The organism is uncultured Thiodictyon sp., from assembly GCF_903828115.1.
In the GTDB taxonomy this organism is placed as follows: Bacteria; Pseudomonadota; Gammaproteobacteria; order Chromatiales; family Chromatiaceae; genus Thiodictyon.
This window is the reverse complement of the sequence record NZ_CAIKKU010000194.1, coordinates 1-9,582: the sequence shown is the minus strand read 5'-3', so window position 1 is coordinate 9,582 and position 9,582 is coordinate 1. Positions and strand designations below refer to the sequence as shown.

The window sequence follows — 9,582 nt, the reverse complement described above, 5'->3', positions numbered from 1 at the left end:
GCAGCCGGGTACCGTCCGGGGCGAAGGCGCAGGCCCAGACCGAACCCGCGTGGCCGGTCAGGGTCAGCAGCGCCGCGCCGCTCGCGGCGTCCCAGAGCCGTAGCGTCCCGTCGCCGCCGCCCGATAGGTCGCCGCCGGCCGACAGCAGCCGGGTGCCGTCCGGGGCGAAGGCGCAGGCCCGGACGGTGCCCCAGTGGCCGGTCAGCCGACGCAGCGGCAGGCCGGGGTTCGCGTGCCCGGGGAGGGGCGCGAGCCGCGGCCGGTCGAAGCCAGCACCGGGCCCGAGGTCCCAGGCCGCCGGGTCCGCTGCCGTTCCCGCGCCAGGACCGATGCAGTGCAAGAACCGCGGCCCGGCGCCGCGGGTCTCGCCCCAGCGACCGCCAGTGAGATCGCTCCGGCGCCAGAGCGTCCCGGAGCACTCGGCCCCGGACCAGTCCGCGCCGGTGCAATCGCAGTGCAGAAACTCCGCCTGGGCGAGCTGGCAGTCGCACAGGCGTGCACCGGTCAGCCGCACGCCGTCGAACCGGGCGCGCCGCAGGTTGCAGCCGCTGAATTCCGCCCCGGACAGGTCGAGCGGCGGCAGGCCCTGTGCCGCGCCCGGCCCCGCGCCGAACTGCCATTCATCCAGCCGGGCACCGGCAAGCACGATCCCGGCCAGCGTCGGCCGCGGCCAACCCTGCGCATGGGCGCGCAAGGCATAGGCAAGCAGCAACTCGCTGCTGCCGGCCCGGTAGGCGAGGCGCCAACCCCCGAGGGTCGCAAGCAGGCGCGGGTCCGCGGCCTCGGCCAGCAGTTGGCCGAGGAAGTCCAGGGTCTCCGGGCTGGGGCGCGGCAGTGCCCAGCGCTCGGGGGCGTCGTCGCGGATGGCCCCGAGCAGAAAGTCGGCCAGGAAGAACTCCAAGAGCGAGGTGTGGGCGAAGCGGAAGCCGCCGCCGTTGCCGGTGCCGGCCCCTGATCCGGCCTTGGCCTCGTCCTGCCGGACCAGAAAGGTCGCGGTGCGCAGGTCCTCATCGAGCTGATCCCGGTGCACGCCCTGGTAGCGCTCCAGCAGGTCCGGCTCAGTCTTGAGCCAGGCGCGGAACCACCGCTCGATCCCGTCGGCGGGCAGCAGTCCGGCGCCGCTCTGCCACAGGTGCGCGGCGAGGTGGGTGGCGAGCAGGAGCTTGTGCTCGGGCAGGATGTGGTGCTTGCCGCCGTCGCGCTCCAGCCAGCGCCGGACCATGCGTCGGTAGAGGGTGACGCCGTAGACCGGGCGGCCGGCGAGTCGGTCTTGCTCGATCTCGGGGATGAACTCGGCGACCAGACGCAGGGTGTAGGGGCGCTGGGTCAGTTCGGTGAGGTTGTGGACCGAGCGGACGGTGTCCAGGATGCGCTCGATCTGGGCCTCTGCCTCCGCGACCCCCGGGCCGGGACCGTCCGCGAACAACGCGGCGGCGAGATAGCGGCGCACCTGCTCTGGGGTCAGCGGCAGCAGCACCAGGGCGCGGTAGGCGGCGGCGCCGTGCTCGCCGCGCTCCTGGCCGGTGAAGTGGGTCTTCTGGTCGCGCAGGGTGCGGAAGTAGTGGGTGCGGCAGGAGATCAGCAGCCTGACCGCCGGTGCGTCCGGTGGGTCCGCCGCGTCCGTCGGCCGCCGTGCCTGGGCGGGCGGCAGCAGCCGCAGCAACTCCTGCGTGAAGGTCTGGCCGTCGGCCGCCTTGAGCTTGACCAGCACCTCGTCCAGGCCGTCGCAGATGACGACCGCCCCCTGCGCGATCCAGCCCTGGAACTGGGCAAAGCGGTAGCGCTCGCCGTCCGCGGGGAGGTCCCAGCCGCGGGCCATACACTCCTCGACGATCTCGGCCAGTGTCGGCACGCGCCGGTCGAGACCGGTCAGGTGGCGCAGGTCCAGATAGAGGGGCAGGGGCCGGGTCTGGTCCTGCTGCCGACGCTGATCGAGCAGCACCGCGAGCCGCTGGCAGGTGACGGTCTTGCCCATGCCGTATTCGCCGAGCAGGGCGAAGAGCGGCGGGGCCTGCGCGGTATCGATCCAGTCGAGCAGATAGGCAATCGCATCGACGCCCTGGTCACGCGCGGCCTGGGCCTCCTCCAGGTCCTTCGCCAGCGTCGTCGGGCGGCCCTGGCCGTCCGGGATCAGCAGCTCGTGGCGGATCAGCGCGTGATCGCGCAGGCCCATGCGCCCGGCGGCGGGTGCACGGGACGCGGGCCGCGCGGCCGGCGGCCCGCCCCGGTCGGTCGGCGCCGGGGCGGGCGCGGTGTCGTACAGCGGGCCCAGGCACAGGGCCGCGTGCACCACCAGCGCGGCATGGTCGGCCGCCCGGCGCTGATCGCGCTCCTTGTTGGGGTTGCCCTTGTGGCCGTCGGCGAAGTCGCAGATCGCCTTGACGATGATCCACTGCACGTCATGCCGGTAGGCGGCGAGCTGGATGCCGACCGCCTCCATCTCACCGCCGACGGCGGTCTTTTCGAGCTTGAGCAGGCTGGTGCGATAGTCCAGGTTGTCGACCAGCCGGTTGCCGGACAGGAGGGTGCCCAGGTGCAGGGTCGGCCAGGTCAGGCAGGCGTCGGGGTCCGTCCGGCAGGTCTGGTCCAGGTGATTGAAGCGCTGGAGCAGGACCGGGGAGGCCGGCGGCTGGTCGCTGCGCAGATCAAAGGTGCCGTCGGCGTTGATGCGGCCCAGTTCATAGCCGCGGATGCTGGTCGAGACCAGCACGTCGCCGATCTGCTGTTTGGCCGGATTGACGCCGAAGGCGATGCCGACGCCGATGATGGCCCGCGGTTGCCAGTCGGCGATGGCGTCGTGGGCGGCGTTCTGCGCCTCGCCCTCACCCTGGCGGCTGACCCGCTGGACGATGGTCATGCCGCCGTGGTCGCCGAGCAGGGTGTAGACGATGCCGTTGCGGGTCGCGATCGGCGGCTGGCCGGGGCCGTGAAAGCGGTCGATGACGGCGGCGGTCTCGTGGTGGTTGAAGGTCAGCAGCACGATGACCGGCAGGTCGCCGGCGGGCAGGCCGCGCTGGTCGGTCACCAGTTGGGCGGGCGGGATGGCGTTCAGCTCGCCGGTGTAGGCCAGGCCCGGAGCGGGCGCGGGGGCCGGCGGACCCTCGAACCAGACCCGGCGGTTGGCCGCGCCGGCCTTCTTGTTCGTGTCGATGGCGACGCGCAGGGCACTGCCCTGGGCCGCGGCGGTCTCGTTGATCGCGCGCAGCAGGCGCTTGAGCGATGCGTTCGCGCCAGCCGGGGTACTGGCGGGGAAGAGGTCTTCGTGGATGCGGGCGACCGCGACCCGGCCGTCGGGCTCGCCCTCGGCCAGGACCAGCAGGCGTTCCGCCAGGCGGCGGATGCCGTCCGTAAGATCGAGCCGCACCAGGCCGGCACGGGCGTTGTAGGCGGGCAGCGGGGTCGACATCAGTGGCCGGTCATACCCCGGTCGCCGCCTCGATCCAATTCTCCAAGACGAGTCCCGCAACCCGCCCAAAATCGTCGGTGTTGTTGGTGACGAGAATCAGCCCTTCCGCCAAGGCATGGGCCGCGATCTTGGTGTCCATGCAGCCGATCGGCAGACCCCTGCGGCGCAGCTCGGCCGCGACGGCGCCGTAACGGTCGGCCGCTCGGCTGCCCCAGTCGAGGACTGGAGTCTCCGCCATGAAGGCGTCGATCAGTTCGCGTCGCTTGGCGGCATCGCTCGGCAGCAAGGCTTGGCCGTAGCGCAGTTCCGCGCGGGTGATGGCGGAGATCGCGACCGCGTTTGCTACCAAGGCCGCCCGCATCCGTCGATCGAGCGACGGATAGCGCTTCTTGAGAAAGTAGCTCGAGATATCCGTGTCGATGAGGTAGCGGATCATGCGGACCAGTCTTCCAGCGGGTTGCGGGGCACCTCGACCGGATTCGACCGTTCCGACAGAAAATCGGCGGGCAGAGGCGCTTCGTCCAGCAGCATGAACAGTGATTTCAGCCCGTCGGAATCGGGGCCGGGCGCCTTGGGGGTCAGGATAATTTCGCCGGTCGCCTCATCCTTGCGGACCCAGACCTCGTCCGCGGTGAACTCGAATCCCGGCGGCAGCTGCACTGTCTGTAGGTGCTTTGTGGAGCGGATTTTGGCGGTTGCAATCATGGGTATCCTCTCGGGGCGAGCAATTGCCCTTAGGTTACACCATTGCCGATTCTTCTGATCGCGCAGGGTGCGCAAGCAGCTTGACTGCCGTCGCGGCCAGCCGGTTCCGGACCCTTGAGTGCCGCGCCGCTGCTGCAATCGCGGGCACCATCGGGTGTCAGTGCGCAACGGCTATACTGTCGCCGACCGGACCCAAGGGCGGGGTCGCGGCCATCGGCGGCGACTTTAAGGAGGGCATGCGATGGGTGTGAACATCTGTCTGGACATACTCCCGGAATCGATCGATTCGGGGGACTGGAACGATTTTTTTGATCAGGCCCGGCAACTGCTGGCCGGGTACCGACCCGCCTTGGTTTCGCTGCGCCGCGAGCGGGTCGGCGATGCCGAGCGTCTGGTCTATACGCGGACGCTCGAGCACGACGCGGAGGTTTTTCGGTCCTGTGGGTACCCGCGATCCCGGCGTTTACCGCGAGTCCCGAAACGTTCGGGACGGGGTTTCAAACCCCGTCCCGCCCGAGACCCCGTCCCGCCGGGGACCCCGTGCCGCCCGGGACCCCGTGCCGCCCGAGCCATCGCCCAAGGACCGCCGACCAGGAGCCGACCGCCGCCATGACCGCCACCGAGAACAGGGTCTTCCTCTCGCACGCCTCCGCCGACGACGCCCTGGTGCGGACCCTCCAGCAACGCCTCCAGGACCTGGGGCAGGGGGTCTGGATCGACTCGCGCGAACTGCGCGGCGGGGACCTGCTGTGGCCGGCGATCCGCCAGGCGATCGAGGACGCGGACGCCTACGCCATCCTGGTCAGCCCGGCCGCGTTGCAGTCGGAATGGGTGCACCGGGAGCTGCGTCATGCCATTGAGGTCCGCCAGCGCCGCGCCCGCTCGGGCGCCGTGGGCCGGCTCGGCCGCCTGCTGCGGCGCCTGACCGGCCGCACGGGCAAGGGCCGGGCGGGCGGGGTGGACTACCCGATCATCCCGCTCTCACTGGACGGCACCCGACTGCTCGCGTTGCAGGACCTGCTCGGCGCGACGCCGCTCTACTGCACGCTGAGCAGCGCACCCGGCGGGGTCGAGGCGGCGCTCGACGCCATCCTGGTCGCGCTCGGCAGGCGCCTGCCGGCCGACCGGCCCGCGACGGCGCCGCCGCCGGACGAGCCATTGGAGGAACTGGTCCTGGAACTGACCGACCTGCGCTTCCAGGAGGCGGACGGCCTGCGCCGCGCCAGTGCCCGCGCCCGGCTGGTCTATGAGCCGGCCGCTGCCGGCCAGCGCGCGGTCCAGGGCGCGCAGACCTGGCGTCTGATCGCCCCCCTGGGCCCGATCGAGGCCGAGGAACTGCGCTGGTATCTGGAGAAATACGCGATCTGGCCGAGCCCCATCTTCCAGGCGCGCGCGGACCGGGTCCGGGAGGCCCTGGCCGACTGGGGCCGGCTCCTCTACCAGGTCGCCCTGCCGCCCCTGGAGACCGCCAACGTCCTGGCCGCCTGGTCCGGCATCGCGCCCCAGGCCGGGCGGCGCTTCTCGGTCCTGGTCGATCCGACCCTGGAGTCCGGGGCCCCGGGGCCCGAGGTCCAGACCGCGCGCGAGGCGGCCACTGCCCTGCTGGCGCTGCCCTGGGAACTGCTGCACGACGGCGACGCCTACCTGTTCCAGGGCGCCCGACCCACCCGCGTGCGCCGCCGGCTGCCCAATACCCGGGTGCTGGAGGTGCCGGCGGTTGCCACCCCGATCCGCATTTTGCTGGTCAGCGCCCGCCCGGAGGACGAGGCTTGCGGCTATATCGACCATCGGGCCAGCGCTTTGCCGCTGGTGGATGCCATGGAAGACTTGGGTGGGCTGGTCGATCTTCGGATGCTTGAGCCGGCGACTTTGCCGGCGCTGCGCGCGGCTTTGAATCGCGCGCAGGATGCGCACGCCCCTTTTCATGTGGTCCACTTCGACGGCCACGGCACCTACGACCGCCAGGTGGGCTTGGGCGGGCTCTGCTTCGAGGACCCGGGCGACAGCGCCCGGTTGGAAGGGCGCCGCCACAGCACCGTCTACACCGACGAGCTTGGGCCCCTGCTGCGCGACCACCGGATCCCGCTGGTCTTCCTGGAGGCCTGCCAGAGCGCCGAGGCCCAGCGCGCCTCCGAATCGGTCGCCTCCGAACTGCTCAAGGTCGGGGTCGCCTCGGTGGTCGCCATGAGCCATTCGGTCCTGGTCGAGACCGCGCGGCGCTTCGTCCTCGCCTTCTATGCCGCCCTGGCCGCGGGCCGGCGGGTCGGCGACGCCATGCTCGCCGGCCAGTGCGCGCTCAAGGACGACGACTTCCGCGGCACCCTCCTGGGGGCCGGGGACCTGCGGCTGGAGGACTGGTTCGTCCCGGTGCTCTTTCAGGAGAAGGCCGACCCGCGGCTCTTCACCGCTGCGGCGGCGCGGGTCCGGGCGGATCTCAAGCTCGCGCTCCGCGGCCGGCTCGGGGCGGTCCCCGCGCCGCCGGAGACTGGCTTCATCGGGCGCAGCCGGGACCTGCTGGCACTGGAGCGGCTGTTGAGCCGGGGACGCTGGGCGGTGATCCGCGGCCAGGGCGGGGAGGGCAAGACCGTGCTCGCGGCCGAACTGGCGCTGTGGTTGGTGCGCACCCGGCGGGTCGAGCGCGCCGCCTTCGTGTCGGTGGAGGGCCACGGGCGGGTGGGCGCCGTGCTCGATGCCATCGGCCGGCAACTCGTCGGGGCGGACTATTCGGTCGCGGCCTTCAAGGACCTGGAGACTGCCACCCTGCCGGTCGAGCGGGCGCTCGCCGAGCGCTCCACCCTGCTCGTGATCGACAACATGGAGAGCGTCCTGCTGCCGCCCTTCATCGCCCGGGACACCCCGCCCGCCCTGACCGAGGAGGCGCGCCTGGACCTCACCGCCATCCTGGCCCTCTGCGCCCGGATCAATGCCCAGGGCGAGACCCGGCTCGTCTTCACCAGCCGCGAGTCACTGCCCGCGCCCTTCGCCGCCGCGGACCACCGGCGCGAGTTGCACCGGCTCGACCGCGAGGATGCCGTCCAATTGGTGGAGAAGGCGCTCGGGCGCGAGACCGGCGGGGCGGGCGCCGCCGCCGAGGCTGAACGCGCGGCGATCGAACAGTTGGTCGAGACCGTCCACGGCCACGCCCGCACCCTGGCCCTGCTCGCCCCCGCGCTGCGCGACCGGGGTGTCGAGGCGACCCATCGCTCACTGGTCGAGCTGATGGTGGAGATGGAGCGCCGCTTCCCCGGGGAGCGCGAGCAGTCGGTCTTCGCCGGGGTCGAGCTGTCGTTGCGGCGGATGTCGGCGGCCAATCGGGAGCGGGCGCTGGTGCTTGGGGTCTTTCATGGCGGGGTCGATCTGGACGTGCTGCGCGTGATGATGGGCTGGGAGGCGGCGGAGTGCGCCGCGCTGGGGGGCGAGCTGATCGGGACCGGGCTCGCGACGGCCGACCCCTATGGCCATCTGACGCTCAATCCCGCGCTCTGCCCCTATCTGCGACGGCGACTGGACCCGGCCAGACTTGCGTCACTCACCGCCGGTTGGGGCCAGGCCATGGGCCAGTATGTCGGGTTCCTCGTGCAGCAGGGGGACCGGAACGCCGAGGTTGCGGCGACTCTGACCCGGCTGGAGTTGCCGAACCTGTTCGCCCTGCTGGATCAGATACAGGCGGCCGGGGATGCGGCGGCGACCATCGGGCTCACCACCTCGCTCTACAGCCTTCTGCGAAACCTCGGCCGGCCGCGCCTGCTCGGGCTGGTCGGGCAGGTGCGCGATGCCGCCGCCTTGGCCCTGGGCGATGGCTGGACCCATGTCGGCTTCGAGGCGCAGCGCACCCGCATCGAGCAGCAAGTGGCGGCCGGGCGCCTGCGCGAGGCGTTCGCGGGCGCGGAGACCCTGCTCCAGCGCGCCCGGGCGGCGGTTGCCGACGCCTATCCGGATGCCGATTACGATCTGGCGGCGGCCTGTTGGCTGCTGGCCCGGGTATTGCTTACCGCCGGTGGAGCGGAACCCGCCTTGCCGCTCCTGGACGAGGCGCGGCACGGCTTCGAGTCCATCGCGCGGGCCCGGGGCAGCAAGGCGGCCGAGAGGATGGCGTCCGCCTGCATCGCCGAACGCGGCGACTGTCTGCTCCGCCTGGGCCGGCTCGACGAAGCAACGACCGCGTACGAGGAGGGCATCCGCCGCGATGAGCAGCGCGGTGCCGACCGGGATGTCGCCGTCGGAAAGAGCCAACTTGGGAGCGTCCGACTGGAGCAGCGCTGCTACCCGGAGGCACTGGCGGCCTATGCGGATGCCCGCGAGCGGTTCACGCGGCTGGACGAACCGGGTAGCGTCGCCACCGCCTGGCATCAGACCGGCAGGGCGTATCAGGAGGCGGGGGAGCCGGAGGCGGCGGAGGATGCCTACCGGAACGCGCTCGCCATTGAGGTACGGCTCGGCGATGTCGCCGGGCAGGCGAGCACGCTGAATGAGTTGGGGAGCCTATATAGCGATGTCCTCGACCGCCCCGAGGATGCGGTCGCCTTCTACAGGCAGGCGGCGGACAAGTTCGTCGAGATCGCCGATCTGGCCAAGGAGGGTGCAGCAAGGAACAATCTCGCTAATACCCTGCGCGGGCTGCGCCGTTTCGACGAGGCGCGCCGGGAGGTCCGCCGGGCGATCGAATGCAAGGCGCCATCCGGACACGCATCCGCACCCTGGACGACCTGGGACATCCTCGCCGCCCTGGAGACGGACAGGGGAGACCCCGGCGCCGCCGGGCAGGCCAGGGGCAAGGCCATCGCCGCCTACCTCGCCTACCGCCGCGACGGCGGTGAGAACCACTACGACGACGGCCGGCTCGCACTCGCCGTGACCCAGCCCCTGCTCGCCGGCGACCCGGCCGCCGCGGCCTCCCTGCTCCAGCAGGTCGCCGCCCGTCCGGCCCTGCCCGAATCGTTCCGGCCCTTCATTCAGTCCCTCCAGGCCATCTGCTCCGGTAGCCGCGACCGTGCCCTCGCCGCGACCCCGGGGCTTCACTACACCATGGCCGCCGAGTGCCTGCTCCTGATCGAGACCCTGGAAGCGGCCGGCCGCTGAGCGGTCGCGGCTTGCCCCTGAACGTCGCGCAGCGACGCTTGTGGGAGCGGCTTCAGCCGCGACGCGACCGCGCAAGGCGCCGTGGCCTCGTCGCGGCTAACGGACATGAACCTGAAATCCACAGATGAACACAGATGAACACAGATGAATACAGAAGAATACAAATGAATACAGATTTTCTTCTAATTATTATGTGTTCATCGCTATTTTCATAATCACCTGCAAGGTGATCTATCGGCCTTGATCATGATCGTGCGACACGAAGTCGCGTAAGTAATTGTTCTACTGGAAGTCTCTATATGGCGACCTGATGGAACCGACGGTTTCTCCCGTCGTAGCCTAGGAGCACATGCGAGACTGGTAACGGTCCGGTGTGAAGCTGCTCTGACAAT

Annotated in this window: 4 protein-coding genes; 1 reads left to right on the top strand and 3 read right to left on the bottom strand. The window is 71.0% G+C overall.

All coding sequences use genetic code 11. The annotated features are described in order from the left end of the window. The 3 genes from QZY48_RS07100 to QZY48_RS07090 form a co-directional block, all read right to left on the bottom strand. On the bottom strand, window positions 1-3,406 hold a 3,406-nt coding region (locus QZY48_RS07100), incomplete at its 3' end, for a pentapeptide repeat-containing protein (protein WP_295429486.1). A 10-nt stretch (window positions 3,407-3,416) separates the two neighbouring features. Beyond that, on the bottom strand, window positions 3,417-3,842 hold the full coding sequence (locus QZY48_RS07095; protein WP_295429484.1) for a type II toxin-antitoxin system VapC family toxin: 426 nt from the start codon (window positions 3,840-3,842) through the stop codon (window positions 3,417-3,419). Beyond that, on the bottom strand, window positions 3,839-4,111 hold the full coding sequence (locus QZY48_RS07090; protein ID WP_295429482.1) for an AbrB family transcriptional regulator: 273 nt from the start codon (window positions 4,109-4,111) through the stop codon (window positions 3,839-3,841). Before QZY48_RS07090 ends, QZY48_RS07095 begins: the two co-directional genes overlap by 4 nt. Window positions 4,112-4,720: 609 nt before the next feature. Here QZY48_RS07090 and QZY48_RS07085 point away from each other — a divergent pair. Next, window positions 4,721-9,190, top strand: a complete 4,470-nt coding sequence (locus QZY48_RS07085) for a CHAT domain-containing protein (RefSeq protein ID WP_295429480.1) — start codon at window positions 4,721-4,723, stop codon at window positions 9,188-9,190. The last annotated feature ends 392 nt before the right edge of the window (window positions 9,191-9,582 follow it).

What these genes read in the sequence shown, in the direction of transcription:
- QZY48_RS07095 (WP_295429484.1), bottom strand. Translation starts at nt 3,842, where the DNA reads ATGATCCGCTACCTCATCGACACGGATATCTCGAGCTACTTTCTCAAG.
- QZY48_RS07085 (WP_295429480.1), top strand. Translation starts at nt 4,721, where the DNA reads ATGACCGCCACCGAGAACAGGGTCTTCCTCTCGCACGCCTCCGCCGAC.
- QZY48_RS07090 (WP_295429482.1), bottom strand. Translation starts at nt 4,111, where the DNA reads ATGATTGCAACCGCCAAAATCCGCTCCACAAAGCACCTACAGACAGTG.